General features: G+C 46.9%; 16 protein-coding genes. 5 read left to right on the plus strand and 11 right to left on the minus strand.

The annotated features are described in order from the left end of the window. Positions 1–113 precede the first annotated feature (113 nt). Together Q0V21_RS06660 and Q0V21_RS06665 are read right to left on the minus strand one after the other, a co-directional pair. A complete protein-coding gene (locus tag Q0V21_RS06660) occupies positions 114–1,301 on the minus strand; it encodes an MFS transporter (protein WP_301878131.1) in 1,188 nt (395 codons plus the stop codon). Between the two features lie 110 nt (positions 1,302–1,411). Then, the gene (locus Q0V21_RS06665) at positions 1,412–2,368 is read right to left on the minus strand and encodes a helix-turn-helix transcriptional regulator (RefSeq protein WP_301878132.1); all 957 of its coding nucleotides are present in this window, start codon (positions 2,366–2,368) and stop codon (positions 1,412–1,414) included. Positions 2,369–2,600: 232 nt separating this feature from the next. On the opposite strand from Q0V21_RS06665, the gene Q0V21_RS06670 reads away from it, so the two are divergent. Next, positions 2,601–4,187, plus strand: a complete 1,587-nt coding sequence (locus tag Q0V21_RS06670; RefSeq protein WP_301878133.1) for a choice-of-anchor I domain-containing protein — start codon at positions 2,601–2,603, stop codon at positions 4,185–4,187. A 147-nt stretch (positions 4,188–4,334) separates the two neighbouring features. Here the strand turns inward: Q0V21_RS06670 and Q0V21_RS06675 are convergent, their stop codons facing one another. Continuing rightward, complete coding sequence (locus Q0V21_RS06675; RefSeq protein WP_079351219.1) at positions 4,335–5,969, minus strand: carboxylesterase/lipase family protein; 1,635 nt, start codon at positions 5,967–5,969, stop codon at positions 4,335–4,337. Positions 5,970–6,228: 259 nt separating this feature from the next. On the opposite strand from Q0V21_RS06675, the gene Q0V21_RS06680 reads away from it, so the two are divergent. Together Q0V21_RS06680 and Q0V21_RS06685 are read left to right on the plus strand one after the other, a co-directional pair. Continuing rightward, positions 6,229–7,875 carry an alkaline phosphatase gene (locus Q0V21_RS06680; RefSeq protein WP_079351174.1) on the plus strand — a complete coding sequence of 549 codons (1,647 nt, stop codon included), beginning with the start codon at positions 6,229–6,231 and terminating at the stop codon, positions 7,873–7,875. Between the two features lie 249 nt (positions 7,876–8,124). After that, on the plus strand, positions 8,125–8,490 hold the full coding sequence (locus Q0V21_RS06685) for a VOC family protein (RefSeq protein ID WP_301878135.1): 366 nt from the start codon (positions 8,125–8,127) through the stop codon (positions 8,488–8,490). A gap of 379 nt (positions 8,491–8,869) precedes the next feature. Here the strand turns inward: Q0V21_RS06685 and Q0V21_RS06695 are convergent, their stop codons facing one another. The 5 genes from Q0V21_RS06695 to Q0V21_RS06715 all read right to left on the minus strand — a co-directional run bounded on the left by Q0V21_RS06695 (position 8,870) and on the right by Q0V21_RS06715 (position 12,977). After that, positions 8,870–9,922 carry a pectate lyase family protein gene (locus Q0V21_RS06695; RefSeq protein WP_443145455.1) on the minus strand — a complete coding sequence of 351 codons (1,053 nt, stop codon included), beginning with the start codon at positions 9,920–9,922 and terminating at the stop codon, positions 8,870–8,872. A gap of 201 nt (positions 9,923–10,123) precedes the next feature. After that, positions 10,124–11,266 (minus strand): DUF4179 domain-containing protein, encoded by a 1,143-nt coding sequence (locus Q0V21_RS06700; protein ID WP_301878136.1) that lies wholly within the window; start codon positions 11,264–11,266, stop codon positions 10,124–10,126. Further along, positions 11,256–11,804 (minus strand): RNA polymerase sigma factor, encoded by a 549-nt coding sequence (locus Q0V21_RS06705; RefSeq protein ID WP_301878137.1) that lies wholly within the window; start codon positions 11,802–11,804, stop codon positions 11,256–11,258. Before Q0V21_RS06705 ends, Q0V21_RS06700 begins: the two co-directional genes overlap by 11 nt. A 134-nt stretch (positions 11,805–11,938) precedes the next feature. Further along, the gene (locus tag Q0V21_RS06710; RefSeq protein ID WP_301878138.1) at positions 11,939–12,499 is read right to left on the minus strand and encodes a hypothetical protein; all 561 of its coding nucleotides are present in this window, start codon (positions 12,497–12,499) and stop codon (positions 11,939–11,941) included. A 28-nt stretch (positions 12,500–12,527) separates the two neighbouring features. Further along, positions 12,528–12,977, minus strand: a complete 450-nt coding sequence (locus tag Q0V21_RS06715; protein ID WP_301878139.1) for a DUF6386 family protein — start codon at positions 12,975–12,977, stop codon at positions 12,528–12,530. 252 nt (positions 12,978–13,229) lie between these two features. On the opposite strand from Q0V21_RS06715, the gene Q0V21_RS06720 reads away from it, so the two are divergent. Beyond that, the gene (locus tag Q0V21_RS06720; RefSeq protein ID WP_079351167.1) at positions 13,230–13,607 is read left to right on the plus strand and encodes a PilZ domain-containing protein; all 378 of its coding nucleotides are present in this window, start codon (positions 13,230–13,232) and stop codon (positions 13,605–13,607) included. Between the two features lie 66 nt (positions 13,608–13,673). On the opposite strand, the gene Q0V21_RS06725 is transcribed toward Q0V21_RS06720, so the two are convergent. Together Q0V21_RS06725 and Q0V21_RS06730 are read right to left on the minus strand one after the other, a co-directional pair. Next, the gene (locus Q0V21_RS06725) at positions 13,674–15,020 is read right to left on the minus strand and encodes a uracil/xanthine transporter (protein ID WP_079351166.1); all 1,347 of its coding nucleotides are present in this window, start codon (positions 15,018–15,020) and stop codon (positions 13,674–13,676) included. Continuing rightward, on the minus strand, positions 15,017–15,601 hold the full coding sequence (locus Q0V21_RS06730) for an ankyrin repeat domain-containing protein (protein WP_301878140.1): 585 nt from the start codon (positions 15,599–15,601) through the stop codon (positions 15,017–15,019). The genes Q0V21_RS06725 and Q0V21_RS06730 overlap by 4 nt, the downstream gene beginning before the upstream one ends. Before the next feature lie 183 nt (positions 15,602–15,784). Here Q0V21_RS06730 and Q0V21_RS06735 point away from each other — a divergent pair, with 183 nt between their 5' ends. Beyond that, entirely contained in the window at positions 15,785–16,678 is an 894-nt protein-coding gene (locus tag Q0V21_RS06735) for a LysR family transcriptional regulator (RefSeq protein WP_301878141.1), read from the plus strand. A 105-nt stretch (positions 16,679–16,783) separates the two neighbouring features. Here Q0V21_RS06735 and Q0V21_RS06740 read toward each other — a convergent pair whose 3' ends face one another. Then, a complete protein-coding gene (locus Q0V21_RS06740) occupies positions 16,784–18,694 on the minus strand; it encodes a beta-glucoside-specific PTS transporter subunit IIABC (RefSeq protein ID WP_301878142.1) in 1,911 nt (636 codons plus the stop codon). Positions 18,695–18,772: the final 78 nt, after the last annotated feature.

Consider the following 18,772-nt stretch of genomic DNA (forward strand, 5'->3'; position numbering starts at 1 on the left):
TCAGATTTGGATAACAGTTGGTGAGATTGGAACAGCAGGCGGGCCGCATTTATTGAAACTGCGATAGAATGCGGCCCAGATTCGGTCCAGCTGTATACTAGCCCCTTACTAATTTACCCGGTTACCGAACTCGGTTGATTCGTTTTCATCCCCAGCATGACTGCGCCCATGACAACAACCAATAGGGCTACCAGCATAAACGGAATATGTTTATCTACCTGATACAGCGTTGTTGTCAGCAATGGGGTAATCACGGCCGATATGCCCTGAATCGCTGCAACCAATCCGGCTGCACCGCCCTGCTGTTCTTTGCTGACAGAGAGAGAAGCTCCCGCCATAAAACCAGGCATCATCAGACCCGAGCCCATACCGAACAGGAAAAACGAGAAATAATAGATGGACAGCTGAGTAGAGACCAGAAACAGAACCATGCTTCCCAGCAGAAAAAGAGAACCGAGCAGAATCATGGGCCGCGGCCGCCATTTGAGCCACTTCATCTGAATCACCTGCATGATCAGCATCGCTGCCCCGGAGAACATGAGCCCAAACGAAACCATTCTGGCTGTTGCGGCTGGAGATAGGTTGAGTTGATCCTGAAAATAAAATCCGCCAATGACCTGCAGCGTCATAATGCCCACCATCGTCACCAATCCTGCAGCAAGGTACATTCGTAATCCGCGTTGGAACGGGTTGACCTTCGGCGGTTTATCCTGAATGACGGGTCTGGCTGCTGGAATAAGCAACAACGCGATGATAAAGGCAGCAATGGCAATAAAGATGCCAAAATATAGCGGCCACAGCAGACCTATGATGGTAAAAGCCCCTGCAATCGCAGGACCAAATACAAGCCCGAGTCCATTCGCTGCACTAATAATAGCCATGCCGCTTCCTCGATCTTCCCCTTCTGTCACATCTCCCATATATGCCTGGGAAGAAGACAGCACCGCCGGTATGAATGCCCCAATCAAGCTACGCGTCACAATCAGAAGGGTTAACAGGAGCCCCCCTCCCCTCCAAGCATTCAATCCACCATACAAGGCCAAAGCGAACAAAGCGCAACTTATGGACATACCTATGAATCCAATTAAAATAATTGGTTTTCTGCCTTTCAAATCACTCAATCTGCCCCACACCGGAGCCATTACAGCCATTGCAATCGACCCGAGCGAAATAATAAGCCCGGAATGACTTTCTTTCATCCCCAGTTCGCGAATAAGCGGCGGCATAATGGGAGCAATAAGCATAAGACCCAACATAGCTGCAAACACGCTAAAAAAGATACTTCCTCTAATTCTGTTCACGCTCATACACTCCTTTATTTATCAGTACAGTATCCACTGTACCTGGAGTATACAAGGCTCTGTGTATCTCGACTGCCTCCATACGGAACAATTGACGGTAAGACGGATTATTAATATATTTTTTTCATTTCCGAAGGCTTAACGCCGAATTTGCAATAGAATTGCTGGGAAAAGGCACTGATATTACTGTAACCAACCGCTATCGCTGCGTCGGTGACGTTGTTCTCCTGGTTGCGCAGCAATTTCATGGCGTTATCCAGACGAATCTGGCGTAAATATTCAAAGACGGTGGTACCGAACAGCGCCTTGAAGCCTTTTTTTAACTTGAAATCATTCAAGCCCACCTGTTTGGATAATGCCAACAAGGATGGCGGGTCCACCATGCAAGCCTCCATGATCTCCCGAGCGGTATGCAGCTTCCGTATATCCTCTCTGGAGAACCCCGCCGGAATCGGCGCCAGATCAAACAGCTGAATCATAAACCGATTCAATATTTCCAATGCTGTCGCTTCCATCATCAAAGACGATCTATAGGGATTATTCAATTCCACAATCAGACTGTCAATCATCGTTCGTATTCTGTGATCCAACTGAAATACGATGGGTTTGAAAATACGATGTCCCAAAATGTCCTGAAACCGAATGCATTGGCTTGTTGCCAAATGTGCACCCGCATAATTGAACAACGAGATCGGAATCCCGAGAGCAAAAGAAGTATAATTCTCCTGCGCAGGCGGATGGAACCAGGCTTCAAAATCACGCATCATCAGAAGTGCTCCCTGTCCAGTGGACAGGGTATATTCCTGACCGGATATGTCTACATAACGCGCACCTGACAAGGCAAACTGCAGCTCAATGATAGGAATATTCGACGCAAAGAACGTAGAACACGGCTCACTATAATGAATCTGAGAATACACAATTTCGATGCCACTATACGTGGTTACTCTTTTAATATTGCCACTGCCCGCTTTAGCAGAGAGCAGGTACGTGTTTTCATCCTGCTGACTGAATGGTTCCTGCGTTAAGTAATGCTGGTATACAACGGCTAACGAATCAAAGCCCATGTGTATTCACCTCGTCTATATCTTAATCATGATTCTCATAAAAAGGATGAGACAAATGAGAATTATTCTCACTTGATTCTACCTCAATTTCTTCTTTCCCACCAGTCCCCGACCTAAATCCATATTCAGTTTACACAAGTCCCTTTATACTTTTACCTTTTCATAACATTTCAAATCTATACTAAAACAGTACATGTCATCACATACGAAACGGTAAAGGGGATCTGTTACATTGAAAAAGAGAAAACAGTGGCTAGCCGTCCTGTCTATGACAGCCATCTTAACGGCAGGAGCAACAAGTTACACATCCATGGTCAGTGCGGCTAACGCATCTGGACCCGTCAACGATCATGTGATTTTACGTACCGCTATCGAAAATATGCAAGGAACGGTCACTTGGGACGGAAAACGTCGCAGTGTCGATATTCAGGTTGGAAGCACTAAAGTACAAATCCCAGTAGGGACATCCTCAGCTACCATTAATGGTGTGAACACTTCCCTCGATAGTAAAAGCTACATCACCAAAGGAACAACCTATGTATCTCCAAAAACAATAAAGCTGATTACGGATCAATTGATCCTCGAACAAAATAAAACCGGATTTGAACGTACAGCTTCCTTTCAAATGCCCGGCGGCAAAGCTGAAATATCAGCATCCACTCCGGATGGACAACGGCTGCTCGTAACCGAAGCGGACAATGGCAGCATTTCCGTCGTGGATATTGCCGATTTGAATAATATCCACGTACTGCGTACCATCAGCTTCCATGAACTCTCCGCCAAAGCGGAAGTAACGAGCGTAACGGTATCCAAGGATGGCAAATATGGACTGGCGGTCATACGTACAGGTGATACAGACACGGAAGCAAGTCAGGGATTGCTGGCGGTTGTCGACCTCACAACTTACAAAACAGTCAAAACGTATGAACTTGGTATAGGACCTGACTCCATTGCCCTGTCCCCTGATGGCCTGCATGCGGTTATCGCCATTGAAGATGAAGAGATTAACAAAGCAGCCGATGAAATTGATTATGCGAATGCGAAACGTCCAGGCAGCATTATGATTGTCTCTTTTGCAGGCGGAAACGTATTGGAAGGTGAGATCACCAACTTGCCCGTTTCTCTGGATCATGTAGCTGGAGTCAGTTATCCGCATGATCCACAACCGGAGTATGTTGCAATTAGTCCGGACAGCAAAACAGCGGCCATTACGTTGCAGGAAAACAATGCCGTTGCCATCGTCGATCTGCAAACGAAGCAGATTACCTCCATCTTTGCGCTGGGGACTACTTCACATCTTGCCGATATGAAGGATGATGGCGTAGTCAAGTTTACCGAGAAATTGACTGCTCGTTACGAACCGGATGGCATTGCTTTCTCTGCTGACGGTAAATATCTGCTGACCGCCAATGAAGGTGATTTGGGTAAAAATGAATTTGATGATGGTGTAAAAGCAGGCGGACGCAACATCGCTGTCTGGGATTTGCAGGGCAAACGGCTGTATGACAGTGAGAACCTTATCGATGAAGCAACAGCCCAGGTTGGCTTATACCCGGATGATCGCAGTCCGAACAAAGGTAGTGAAGTCGAGAATCTGACGGTTGCTACGATTAAAGGCAAAACGTATGCAGCGGTCGCTTCCGAACGAGCAGATGCCATTTTGTTCTTCGATCTTGCTGATCCGGTAAATCCCGCTTATCTGGGGCTTATCCCCACTGCTGGAGAGTCACCGGAAGGAATTCATCGTGTCAATGGACGCGACCTGTTTGTGAGTGCAGATGAGAGTACGGGAACACTTAGTTTTTTTGCAACAAAATAGATCAGATGTCTTCTGAACAACTAAATTAGGTATTCTCCTATAACTAGAAAAGGACGCGAGAGATCATTCTCTCGCGTCCTTTCACGTGACTTAACTACTGTAAGAAACCAATCCTTTTAACGATAGACTTATCTAGCTATGCAGCCTTTATTCCCAGAAGAAACGTCCCGCAAATACGTTCTCTGTCAGCAGCTTATAAGTCTCACCAGACAATTCATTCTTCATTTTTGCCATCACAGCTTCTTTGTCTCCATTGTACGGTGTGGACATTCCAATCTCTGCAGTAGTATTGCTTGCGTCCAGACGCATGATTGGTGTTTTGGCATCTTTGGTCCAAGGTGTCCATGCTGCCAACTCCGACGATCCGCCTTTGCCCGGGTTGCCAGTGTATAGAAACTGCTTTAGATATGCTGTCATCGCGGCAGACAACGCCTCACGGCCTGGTTTATTGGTTTCGCTAAAATATTCTTCAGGGAAAGAGGTGGCTACCCCGTCTGCGTGTCCTGTGTAGAAATCCATGTCCGCTCCATGGGGTGCGCCCAGCAACATTTGCAGTCTTTCCGAGATAACTCTTGGCTGTGTACCCCAAGCAAAACGATAGGCATATACTGACGGCTGCCCTACTTTACTTGTCAAGCGTTCAGCTACCCGCTCTGCATTAAAACCAGCATAAACCTCACTACCGTATTTCAGGGCCGCAGCATACTGCTCTGCCTTGGTCTCATCGGTGAACAACGTTTCATCATTAATCGAGCGTGTAAAGTTCTCATCACCTAAGGCAAAGCTGGAGAACTCCGTTTCCAGACTGCCGAGCAATACAGGCACTTGTACATAGTTACCGCTGTCAATAGCCTCGAAACCTTCTTTTGGAATGACCGACCCATCACGAAACAGATGCGGGAATGACTCCATACGGATTGCTGTTGAACCAAATGCAGTAACAATTTTGTCCGCAGGCGACTCACGCAGATAACTCTCCAGCTGTGACTTAGACTGAGTGCCGATCCATGTTTGCGCTTCTTGCACAGAAGTCGCTATCCCTTCTCCCACGAGTAATTTAACGAGGGCATCCTCGGATTTCTGCTCTCCTTCTTCCGGTGCAGCAGTGGTCAGGCCGCCGCTGAAAGCAGCTGCCTTCTGAAACAGCCCTTTACTAAGCGGTGAGATCATCGCTGCCAGGACGTCACGTGCTCCCGCAGACTGTCCGGCCAACGTAACATTGGCAGTATCTCCACCGAAACCTTCTATATTATCCTGAACCCACTGTAAGGCACGTAATGCATCCAGCAAACCATAATTGCCCGAATCATCTAGGGCATTTCCAGTTTTCAATGCAGCATGTTGAAAGAATCCAAGGGCTCCCAATCGATAGTTTACCGAAACAATAATGCTGTTCGTGTTACGCGCAAGCTGTTCCCCCTGAAAATCTTTGCCTGATCCCGTCATATTTCCGCCGCCATGCAGAAACACCATAACCGGAAGCTTAGAACTGATTGTATCCGGACGCCAGATGTTCAGATATAGCGAGTCCTCACTGCCTGTAGTATCTATACCGGATAATTGCAAACTGCTTGCAGCGAATTCCTTGGCTGATCTTGTTTCCATCCATGCCTCCGGTTCACGCGGAGCTTTCCAGCGCAATTCACCTACCGGAGGAGCGGCATAAGGAACACCAAGCCAACCCAGCGTACCGAATGGCTCGTAGGTTCTGCCGTCAATTGGCCCATATGTTGTCTGTTGCAGCGTTTGAGGTTGAAATGTTCGAACCTGTCTATGTTTCATCCGATTCTGCTCCAAGCATCTTCACCCCCTTAACAATAGGATAAGCTGACCACCTCTAGAACTTATTCTGATCAATGAAATAATGAACTACCTGTGCCTGATTTTCCCCTAACATACAAGAGAATGCTGCAATCCGTCCAGTTCTTCTCTAATCGTAAAATTTACATTTAGTTAATGCAATACATACGCTCGTTTAGCATTCATTGTATACACTGGTCTTGGATACCAAACTATACATATTATTTAGGAGGATGTGTTCATGTTAAACCGATTCAATACCCGTGCAGCCAAAATGATGCTCGCGGTAACGACGATTGTTACGGCTACGCTGGGAGGCAGTAGTGCAGCTTGGGCTGTGGAAGACACCACCTCATCTGCTTCACCGATCAAAAATGTTATCATCCTGATCCCGGATGGTATGGCGAACGACGCAACAGCTTTGGCTCGCTGGTATAAAGGATCCTCTCTGACATTGGACTCCATGGCCAGTGGCATGGTTCGTACACACTCTGCGGATGCGCCGATTGCGGACTCGGCACCTGCGGGAACAGCCTTTGCTACAGGTCACAAATCACATACAGGATATGTCGGTGTACTGCCGGATAAAGCGACAATGCCTGGACAAAAGGCCATCGCCCCGGGAGATGCCAAGAAACCGGTCGCTTCCATCCTGGAAGCATCGAGACTGGCAGGCAAAGCAACGGGCATTATTGCGACATCCGAAATTATGCACGCCACACCAGCTGACTTCTCGGCTCACTATCCGGATCGCAAAAACTATGATGCACTGAGCAAACAACAGGTTTATAACGGTATGGATGTTGTGCTTGGCGGAGGAAGCAGTTATTTGGAGCCTGCGGGACGCAAGGATGGCGAGAATCTCGTCTCATCTATCAAAGCACTGGGCTATGATTACGTAACGACTCCGGCAGCGATGAAAGCTTCCACATCAGGCAAGCTGTGGGGTATGTTTGCACCGGCAGGCATGGCCTATAACATGGATCGTGATCCAGCGAAGCAACCAAGCCTCGCCGAGATGACTTCTAAAGCCATTGAAGTTCTCTCCAAAGACGAAGACGGCTTCTTCCTGATGGTCGAAGGCAGCAAAGTGGACTGGGCAGCGCATGCCAACGATCCAGTCGGCATTATCAGTGATGTGCTGGCATTTGACGATGCTGTTAAAGTAGCCATGGATTTTGCCAAAAAAGATAAAGAAACCGTCGTTGTCGCTGTTACGGACCACCAAAACGGTGGATTGACTATTGGTAACGCCTCAACTACAGGCACTTATGATAAAGAGCAGCTGTCTACCTTTATCGGACCTCTGAAAAAGGCCAAGCTAACAGGTGAAGGTTTGGAATCCAAGCTGAATGCCAAACGTACCAACATCAAAGCGGTGATGAAGCAATACTATGGCATTACCGACCTGACTTCCGAGGAAATCGCTGCCATTAAAGCGGCCAGCCCGGGCAGCCTCAATTATACGGTTGGACCGATGATCAGCAAACGTTCCGGCATTGGCTGGACCACTGGCGGTCACACAGGCGGAGATGTTGTCCTGTATACGTACGCTCCAAATAATGATCGACCTTTCGGTGTCATCGACAATACGGACGTAGCCAAATACATGGCACGTGTGATGAACCTTGATCTCGATAGCGTGAGCAAACAATTGTTTGTACCCGCGAAAAAGGCTTTCACTGCCAAAGGGGCAACGTACAAGCTGGATTTGACGGATGCCAAAAATCCGAAAATCCTCGTAACCAAGGGCAGCACCAAGCTTGAACTGCAAATCTACAAAAATGTCGCGCTCGTTAATGGCAAAAAGACTACCCTGGATGGCGTAATTGTCTACAATGGCGTAGAAGCCTTTGTTCCACAGGATGCGATTGACCTGATTAAATAAAAAAAGAGCCCGTTCATTGAACGGTACGCTCCGTAAAACTGCCCGAGAATATTCTCGGGCAGTTTTTTTCGAATTCACTTTTACATGCAACTTCTCTCGGGAAGTTCTGATTCTGGCCGCTCGTAATCCTCATTGCGTGGAAGAACTCAACTGCTTAAACCTTTCGTTGCCATTATAGGCCCATACACAAGCTTATCGTATAATAAACATAACGTTAATGAATATGACGCCAAAAGGAGAGATTCACCTATGTTGATCAGATTAAACTGGATTACACTTCGGGTACGCGATCTGGAAGCATCGCTCCGTTTCTACCACGGCATGCTCGGACTTCCGATCCAGCGCAGATTCGAAAGCCGGGGACGGCAGATTGCCATGCTAGGTCCGGAAAATGAAACGAAGCTGGAACTAATCCAAGGCAGCGATACCCTCCTCAAGCCAGAGGCCGGTGTGTCGATCGGCTATGAGGTAAGGTCACTGGACGAAGCCATGGAGCAGCTCGCCGCATTAGGCATCCCGATTGCACGTGGCCCCGTCCAACCCAATCCGCATCTGAGGTTTATTTACATTACCGACCCGGATGGCTTCGAAGTGCAGCTGGCCGAACATATCTGATCAGGCACCTTTATGTAGGGAGGCGCGTCTAAATAAGTGTACGCTTCACGATGACTGACCTGTTGTGTGGGGAGCCAACTCTGCACGCACACCCCGTATAAGACAGCGTTCGTGCGCTGATTTTGCATGTTTACAGCTTCATCCGACGCATCAGTGGCACACCCACGCGATTCAAAAACCGTTCAAGCAGCAGCCAGCACCAGCGTCTTCCCAAGGGCAGATGGCGCTCATACACGGCGGAATATTCGAAATCCGACACAGCGCCACGGTTGCGCTTGAACTGCGCAGCACCAGCACTCTCATGCAGCAGATAGCCGTTCTCACGAGCCTGTCCAAAAAAGCCCGTATCAGTGATACGGGCTTTTTATGACTATCCAGCTTATTTGCCGAATACAAGCGTGGTGTTAGACGAACCTGCATACTTGGTGACAAATTCACGTGCGTAACTGGCTGTCTGAACTTCATAGCTGTAGTTGTTGCTTGGTCTCCAGCTCGTTTGAGGAGAGGATGGACTGCTTAACGCAGGTGTACTGCCTGTATCCGTAAATTCACCTTTCCCTTTATCATCCAGAATGCCGCCTTTTTCAGCGCCTGCACCAAAGTAATTGTTTTCAGAATAAATGCGTGCTTTTTCACCTATCGTAATGGCCTGGTTAAAGTTGTTGGCGTAATTGTTTTTGATATGGAAATAACCGTATCTCATGAGACCAGGACCACGTACATACAGGTTTTCAAAATAGTTATTTGCCATGGTTACATGAGGTACACCATTATAGCTGCTGTTGCCATCATTCGGATACCCGAGAATAATTCCGTATTTGTGGTTTGCAAATTTGGAATTACTAATCGTAATATAATCTGCACGATCCCCAATATACAGAAGCTTGTCCAGATCACTGCCGCTGGAGCTGTAGCTGTGGCCCGAGAACGTCACATGATCGATCCAGTAGTTGGAGCCTGATGTAATATACATCTGGATATCATCGTTGGCGTTGATATTGGAAGCGTGTTCAAAAGTCAGGTTCTGAAAAATGACATTGCTTGAGCTGGATGTGGATCTGAAATGAATGTTCGTTAGCGTGTGTTTATCAAAGGAGCCTACCAACGTTTTGTTCGATCCAAATTCGACTTTTTGCAATGTAGAGGAAGAAATATTTTGTTCAATGACCAGTATTTTTGCCGCAGTGCCAGCCATATGTGTTCTCAGATCGTTCAAATTGCTGATGTAAATGACCTGACCATTTTTGCCACCGGTCGTGGCTGATTTGGACACCCCACTTTCATTTTTTGCGTTACCTGCAAAACCCGCTAAACCATTCGTACCTGTGTTGGGATAACTGGCCGCACCATATGTAGCGGGCACCGTAGAGACTGTGGAGACTGTCAACAATAACAGCGTTACAGCGAGTAAAAGAATCGAGAATTTCTTCAAAATTTCACCATCCTTTATAATTTTATCCTGTGAGACAAGTAGATTATATCGTGTAACATCGGATGTGACAATACAAAAATTGCATTTTAGTCTTAATTTTTATTTTTTTGCAACATCAGGCCCCGTATGAGAAAAATGAAAAGACGATACAAAAGTCATCTGCATAAACCATGACTTTATATCGCCCTTCCTTTTGAAATGCTATTTAATTTTCAGCTCCAGCTTATGTTTCTCGGCTTCCTGTAAATCATTGTATACTTTGCCCGGTTCACCGCGAAGTTTTAATACCAGAGATTGTGGGTCATCCAGCAGATTACTGCTGAAGGAATAGATCATACCGTCTTCCGTTCCGCTACCTGACACCGAGGATAGTTTTGTCTGCTTCCCATCCTTGGTTGTAGAGACAATCTCGGTAGGGTTAACCACATCACTGACGGAGAGTTTGGTTTTATAATCAATCTTTTGATTAGGTTCATAGATAAATCTTGCTCGTATTACCAGTGGGGATATCTCTACTTCAGATAACATCACCTCATACCCCCCAATCGTAAATAACTGATTAGGTTCAATCTTCTCCGTCTTAGCCAGCGAAAATTTAGGGTCAAGCTTGAAGGAAACGTTCATCGGTTTCGAAAATTGGTATTTGGTATCTTTTTTAACCTTATTCGTGTCAGCCAACAGCTCAGGAACTACAGATGAAATGCGAAAATCGAACTTCACTTGTTCAGGAAGCGGTGTATTCCCATCCATCTCAACGGTGCTACTTCCGTAAAGTGTATACTTACCATTTGGGGTGTACAGGCTGCTTATACCGCCATTGCCAAGCGATTGGTTCGTCATGCCATTGAGCATATTCGTTTTGGGAACTGAATATATCTCCTGGGAAGTTTCCGTCTGGGCTGTGTACAATACGATCATCTTGTTTTCATCCGCCATCACTGCATTGACGGTTAACTGATATATTCCTGATTTCACAGAACGATTCACGAGTTGCACATAACCATTGTTAATTGCGGATGAAATCGTATTGCCGTCTACATCTTTTCCAACCAACTCCCGAAAAGGTTCAAGAACTCCCCAATTCTGTGCAGGCGGGCTGTACATTGCCTGTTGTGGTGTAGAACCGACAAGTGGACCCATTATCAGCCAACCGGCTGCCAGAGCCGTTACCAACACTGCCGTAATCCACTTTAATTGTACATGACCTGTCATTCGCCGGGTTCTGGCCTGTGCCAGACCTCGCTGAATCGCAAATGCCGTGTCCGCCGGATTCAGCTGTTGTCTCTCCAGCTTAGCCTGGGAAGCATCTGCCAAAAGTGCCTGTTCCTCCGGACTAGTTCTCATACCAATCCCCCCTGTTCTTCATTTGCTTCCGTAACAGTTCCAACCCTTTATGCTGCCAGGTCTTGATGGTGCCTTCCGGTTTGCCGAGAATGGAGGCGATCTCAATCAATGTCATGTCGTTATAGTATTTCAGCAGTAGCACATGGCGGTATTTCGGTTTGATTTTCTCAAGCATGGACCACATCGCAAGTTTGTTATCATTGAATCCTGTAATAGCAGACTCGGATATCTCCTCCTCCACCCCTTCGTTGGGCAGTGGTGTCGCCCGCTTACGACGCCTTTGTTCATCAATGCATACGTAGATCAGAATACGAATAATCCACGATTTGAACGCCTTCTCATTTTTCAGAGAACGACGTTTAATCCAGGCCCGGCATGTCATTTCCTGCACCGCTTCGAGTGCATCATGACGATTGCGCAGATAACTGTAGGCAATGGAGATCAGTGTGTCCTGATGCTCCATGATGGACTGGACAAATGCTGTCTCATCTTCGCTCTGTACGAACAGCATCTTTTTCATCTCGGCTTTGGTTTCCACCCCGCAACCCCCCTCCCTCTCTCTCGTTCTGTGGTATAAGACGGGCGAACAATCCAAACGGTTTTATTTATTTCTCAGCAAAAAAAGCCCCATCTAATCACGAAGAGGCTCTGTATTGACAATCCACATCTCTGTTAAAGTTCAAACCATTCCAATGCGCAGTCATCCCTGTTCGCAGCCGTTTTCATCTCTCTCAGCCAATCTGCCGCGAATTCACCTCCTACATGAAACAGACAATATATGTATAACTCTCCCTCTACAATCTCATCCATTCCCGATGCCACTTCAATCGAGACTTGTAGAGCTTCAGGCCAGGAAGAACCCTCCTGAAGCAATACAAAACCATCTTCATAATGCTCCAGCCTATACATTTCGGAGAAAGTTAAGGCATCCCCCAGTCTCTTCACAACCTCAGGTAAAATTGCAGGTTTGGTTGTTCTAATGCCATATTCCCAGCCCACACGGCACCTCCCATTTCGGATCATAATACTCATGTTCAAGCGCTGCCCACTCGTCCTCTTCCTTGCTGTCATCGTACCAGTCAACATCCCAACCTTAATCTCGTCCAATGTCCATACGGGAGCCAACTCATATTGATGATTTTCCGCCCCAAACAGATTCCGTTCCGGGTCCAGAGCTTGGAGCTTGTCCAGCTTTTCCTGTATGCGTTCCAACTGGGCCTTGTACAAGTCCATAAGCCTCCCTCAATCGCATATCTATACGCTAAATTCGAATCAAATCACTTAAGCTGTTCTCGCTTTGCAAACTAGGCTTCATGGCAATTGAAATTTGATTATCTTCCTTCATTACCCTGCACGCATAGTTTCCGGGTTCCAACTGGAGCAGCATACCCCCGCATGACTCATCGGGCTCCAGCTCGCCTCCGGTGACATCATCGGCAGCTCCCAGATACACGGTACCAGAGGGAACACGTAAATGATACACCCGTGCTGTCTCCACTTCCTTCACCGAATCATCCAGACTCCAATGCACCTCATACTGTCCATCTTCACCCAAGTTCAGAAACAAACCGTTGCCTGCATTTACTTCCGCCAGTTCATCTTCGGGAATGGACCACCAGTCCGGCGTGTCTTCCATTCGATGCTTCAGTGCCGCCAGATCATACAAGCACAGTGCTGCTGTATCCGTAACCACTTGGAATTTCCCGTTCATTTTCCGTCTTCCTTTCTTATTTCAAATAAACCCCCGCACCCTTTCCCCTCTCATCCAACAGAGAAGATTAGAACCATATCCTACCATTATATCAAGCCATACACCTGGGTTAAAGGAACCTCGGAGCTATCTGTGATCTTGTTGTACTTGTAGATAATTAAGGCGTTAACAAACAAGATTAATCTCTTCATTTTTTTAGCAAAAATGACGATATAACCATAACTGACTTTTTGTGATTTTGTGGAGGAAACCATGGCTATCAACCTTAGAAGAGAACCCTTTCGCTATACTTTAAAGGAACCAATATCGTTCGAAATTTTTATTCTCAGCATTAACGGCGCCTCTGCACCACCCAAACCCATTCAAGCTGAATTATGCGATATCAGCCGATCCGGCTGTCAGCTTTCATTTCCGTTAAATCTGCATGTGGAGTCCAATACCATCCGAATCGGCATGAATTTGCTGCTTTTTGAAGATCCCTTATATTTGGAAGGAACACTGCGTTGGGGCAATGAAGAGAATAACCGATGGCACTACGGCGTACAGCTGGAGATCCAGCAAGGCAATCATGAGCGTTTATTCAGAGAAATGAGGATGCTGGCGGGACAAGGCAAAATTATGGTGAAGTAACCGGGGGAGTACCAACCTAACAAAAAAACAGCCCGACAAACCGGACTGTTTCCATATTTCAAGTATTTAGGCTGCTTTGGAAGCAGAAGTTGTATTGTCCATCTTGGACCAATCTACCGTAGTTTCGAGCAAAAGTGACACCACAACCCCGATGACGAGTCCATTACTAATGATCGGAATAAGATACATAGGCAAAGCATGAAAGGCTTCAGCAGGAATGTTCATTACAGCAACACCTGTTAGAACCGGAAGCGCCACACGATAGATTGTTTTCGAATTAAAGGTGGTGCCTTCAAGTGTTCTCAGAGCCGTCCCGAACATCTGCAAATAAGCTACAAATAGCACGGCACTCCCTACACTTGGAGGAATTTGTGCGAAAAAGGCGGTCACTGAAGGTGTGAGTCCCAAAATACATAACATGCCTGCTCCAACCACAAACGCAGCCCGTTTCAGAATACGGGTGCTCTCCAGAAAACCAATCGAAGAAGCGAATAAACCGAAAGGCAGCACCCCTACACAAGAAGATAACATGGTGAACAATCCCGTGAGTGTGTATGATCGTTTATATTGTTGGTTGGTCGTCTGCACTCCATATATCTTTTCGACGGAGCTTAACGTGGTAATGGAGTTCGTCATATTCACCAGCCCGACAAAAAAAGCTGTGATGACAATGCCCGGCTCCCATTTTGGCATCCCCCAAGGAAACCAGGAAAACAGGCTTACCTCATGATGCCCGGATACGCTCGTATGCTGCCCAGGGAACACAAGACTGTAGGCAATCCACCCCGTCACAATACCAATCAGGATAGAGTAGTTTCCGAGCTTGCCTCTTCCCTTAAGCTGAATCAAGGCTACAAGAAACGCAATCGCAACGGACAACGCCGCTACAGGCAGGTTGAATGTGCCAAACTCAGTATATCCAATCATGCCTTTGAAGAAATTCATGGTCAATTGAATCGTCATCAGGAATAACATCGCACTCTTGACCATAGGTGTAAACAGCTTCTGAAGCACATGCGCCGCTCCAAGCCAGCCAAGGATCATCATCGTCAGACCAGCTAACAGAAAACCCGCAGCCAATCCTCCTCCAATACGCTCCAAACTCATGCCTGCCGATGAAGCTGAGGCCGTTAAGCTTAGCGTCAGTCCCCACCATAATCCCGAGGGACCATCCATTACGGCATAACGATGTCCGAAGAACGCCTGTAATATACACACCGCCCCGGTAAGCAAAAAGGCATGCTGCATCGATGCAGCAATGACCTCCGGTGAAAGCTGGAAATTATGTCCGATAGATAACGGCACCACCACCGTGTTGGTAAACAGGAAGAAGAACCACTGAATGCCTGCCAATGCAAGCGATGACGCGCCCTTTATATGATTTTGCAAAGATTGCTCTTGATGTCTGTTCATGATTGGGTTAACATTCGCTCCATTTCTATATAATGATTCCTGCGGGCATGCGCAAGTGCTGTAACTCCATCCCGGTCAGCAATGAGAGGATCTGCACCATACTGCAAAAGCAATGCTACAATCTGCTGGTGACGAGTGCCGCCATCCCCCAGAATGACCGCTTCCAGCAAGGCTGTCCAGCCCAGATTGTTGATATGATTTACATCCACATCCGTGCTTGTCAGGAGTATTTCCACAATATCGACATGGCCTCGATCTGCAGCAGGAATCAGTGCTGTACCTCCAAACCGATTCGTAAGCCGGGTATCGGCACCAGCTTTTATAGCCAGTTCCACCAGTTCCCGCAAGCCTTCCGCACTGGCATACAGTAACATGTTGTCCAGTCGTTGATCCTGGATGTTGACATCCGCTCCGGCTTCAATAAGCAACCTTGCGGTTTCTGGCTTGTTGCCATGTACCGCCGCCATCAGAGCCGTCCGTCCGCGTGTATCCCGGTCATTCAATCCGGCTCCTTGTGCGATAAATCGCAGCACATCATCTGTATGTCCAGCTTCCGCAGCCGCATGTATTGTGTTCAGCATCGAACCTTGACCCCCAATTCGTCGTCATCCTCACGGCATATATTCTTTAGATCATAATCCATATGTGTGATTTGAAGTGTTTAAATCTTATGTATGGTAACATAGGATGGAAGTATAATAAAAATACATGTTTTGTTGGTTTCCCATACGAAAAACATATTGCTGCACATAAGGAGAACACACGTGGATATCAAACAATGTCGCTATTTCATCGCGATTGCCGAGGAGAGACAGATCACGGCTGCAGCGCGCAGATTACACATGGCCCAGCCTCCTCTAAGCCAGCAGCTCAAGCTGATGGAAGATGAGCTTGGCGTGGCTTTGTTTGAACGCAAAGGACGCAGTATGGAGCTGACGCAGGCCGGTCGAAGCTTCTATGATTATGCGGTGACGATGACCAAATACATGGAGGAAGCTGTCATGGAGATGCAGAGCTTCCGCTATGGCATTCGCGGTAAGCTGTCGCTTGGCATTAATACCATTTCTGATCGTTTGATTCCGCAAGCGCTCCAGCAATTTCGGACAACACACCCCCAGGTGACCTATAAAATTCAGCAAAATGAATCTGCGCAGCTCTGCCAGCTCTTGGGCGAAGGCAAAATTGAGCTCGCTTGTGTACGAATGCCTGTCCATACAGAGCAATATGAAGTGCTGCATCTACCTCAGGAAGCTCTCTTTTATATTTCTTCCACACCGCTGAAATCAGCGGATGAGAGCGGGATTTATTTTCAAAAGCTGGCTGACATCCCTCTCCTGCTTCCCAGTACGGAAGGACTCGGGATGTTCGAACTGATACTGCAGAAATTCCGTGAGCATCACGTAAATCCTTCCATCGCGGGCGAATGCTCGGATATTAACATGTTGCTGGAACTGGTAAGACTCGGTTTTGCAAGCTCTATCGTGCCCCATACGGTATTGCAGTTATATCATGAGCATCCGTTCCATGTTTATCGTATCCAGGATGCGCAATCCACTGTAGATTCTGCGCTTGTATGGCATCGCAATCGTCATCTGTCCAAACCTGCGCAGCACTTTGTGCAATTGGTTCGGGAGCTTCTGCCTTCTCGCTCGGTTTAGGATACAGCAGATATCAGCCATGGAAGATATCGCCTATACCCATAACAAAGCAGCAGCCTTACCGGAATTCCCTCCGGAGAGACTGCTGCTTTGTTTTGATGCTCGTTAAGCTTTTGCCGTGAACAACAATTCTTGTTCTTTAATCTCTGTACGTCCGGCAGATTCAATTGAATTGTATTGATGCATGTTCGTAACGATTACCGGAGTGATCGTTGTGTAGCCAGCTTTTTCAATTTCTTCCCGATCGAATTCCATGAGTATATCACCAACGGCAACCTTCGCTCCAGCTTGAACTTTAGGGGAGAAGAATTGACCTTTCAGTTTCACGGTATCAATCCCGATATGAATCAGCATCTCAGCACCATTGTCGCTGACCAAACCGATAGCATGTCCACTCTTGGACAGCGAGAATACCGTTCCGTTGATTGGAGAAACCACACGACCTTCGGATGGCTGAATTGCAAAACCTCTACCCATAATCTCTTCCGAGAATGCAGGGTCTGGAACTTCGCTCAGCGATTTAACTTCACCAGTAATTGGGCTAAATACGTCTTGATCCAGTGCTTTGGTTTCTTCAATTACTGCGGAAGCAGAAGTCGTTGCTGCTGGTGTTGCAGGCTCAGCAGCTGGTGCGGCTTCAGCCGATTGTGGAGCACTGTCTTCTTGGAAACCAAGGATGTACGTCAGTACCGCTGCAGCGATGATTGCAATCGCACCACCAACCAGAGCGTAAATGAGCGTGCTAATTGCCGGACTGATAAATGCTGCGATACTTGGCAGACCCACCAGACCTGTAAGTACATAAGCTTTAACATTGACGATACCCATGAATCCACCTGCAACAGCTCCACCGATCAGGGCTGCAATAAATGGTTTTTTGAATTTCATATTGATCCCGTACATTGCCGGTTCCGTAATCCCCATAACAGCCGTAAGACCTGTGGAATAAGCAAGCGATTTAGTTTTAGCATTTTTCGATCTAAGACCAACACCAAGTGCTGCACCACCTTGTGCCAGGTTAGCTGCAAACATCAGTGGAATAATAAAATCGTAACCGAGTGAAGTCATCGAACCAACGATGATTGGCAACAGTGCATAGTGCATACCTGTAATAATCAGTAGTGACATCGTACCACCAATCAAGATACTTGCGAATATAGACATATTGTCGAACAACCAGGAAATACCACCTGACAAGCCATTACCAAGCACTGTACCCAATGGTCCAACCGTCATCAAGGTCAGAGGAACCATAACTAACAGGGTAACCGTTGGAACAATCAAAAGCTTAAGCGAAGCATGTGTAACACGATCAACCGCTTTCTCTACATAGGAAGCAATCCAGATGGCGAGAATAATCGGAATAACCGTAGAAGAATAGGTTGCTGCTATAACCTTAATACCCACAAATGTGGTGTCGCCATTGGCAAGCAAGGCTGTAATCGTCGGATGCATAATCCCCGCTGCCAGTGCTGCAGCAATATACATATTGCTACCGAGCTTACGTGCGGCACTGATTGCTAGAATGATCGGCAGGAAGTAAAATGCGCCATCACCGATCGCAGACAAAATGATATAGGTTGAGCTTGTATCAGACAACCAACCTAAAGCTACCAGGATTGCCACGATCCCTTTGATCATACCTGCACCCGTAATCGCAGGCAGGATTGGCGTAAACACTCCAGAAATAAAGTCAAACAATGCACTTATCGGATTTTTCTTTTTCTTCTCAGCCGAAGCACCGGTTGATTCAGCGTTTGCATTCGGTGATTTGGACATGTTGCCTACAAGTGCATTATATACAACAGGCACATCGTTCCCGATAATAACCTGGAACTGGCCGCCATTCTCCATAACGCCCATAACGCCAGGTGTATTTTTCAGCGTCGCTTTGTCCGCTTTTTTGTTGTCATTCAGGTTGAACCGGAGTCTTGTCATACAGTGCGTGACTTGATCAATGTTCTCTTCGCCACCAACAAGCTTCAGAATATCCTTGGACAATTGTTGTTTATCCATTGTGTTTTGCTCCTTTTATGTGTAATGAAGGTTAAAAAAAAACCTAAACACTGAATAATGACAAAGCAGTTTCAGCTT

This window comes from Paenibacillus sp. 11B (assembly GCF_030487755.1).
In the GTDB taxonomy this organism is placed as follows: domain Bacteria; phylum Bacillota; class Bacilli; order Paenibacillales; family Paenibacillaceae; genus Paenibacillus; species Paenibacillus vandeheii.